Annotated in this window: 1 protein-coding gene; it reads left to right on the top strand. The window is 49.6% G+C overall.

Annotation, left to right across the window (positions count from 1 at the left end; translation table 11 throughout):
• Positions 1 to 20: 20 nt before the first annotated feature.
• On the top strand, positions 21 to 248 hold a 228-nt coding region (locus Q4563_RS21645; RefSeq protein ID WP_303605996.1), incomplete at its 3' end, for a hypothetical protein.

Below are 248 nucleotides of genomic sequence, written 5' to 3'. Positions count from 1 at the left end.
GCCAAATGGTTTCTGAAGGCATGAATGTATCCATTGCCAGCGATGACATGGCCAATCCGTTGCGCTTGCAGAATGGCTCGATTGATTTGTGGGTAACCGATGTGTTGGCTGGTCCCTACAAGGCTTCCGAAGCTGGGGATCTGGATGAATTAAAGATAGCGCTGGAATTAAAATCGTCCCCTGTGTACTTGGCGTTTAATACCGAGACAGACGACGAGATTCTCCAGAGCCTGCAAAATGCCCTTGGC

The organism is Gilvimarinus sp. 1_MG-2023, assembly GCF_030548285.1.
Note: the sequence above shows the minus strand (reverse complement) of the source record. Positions and strands in the feature narration are given on the sequence as shown.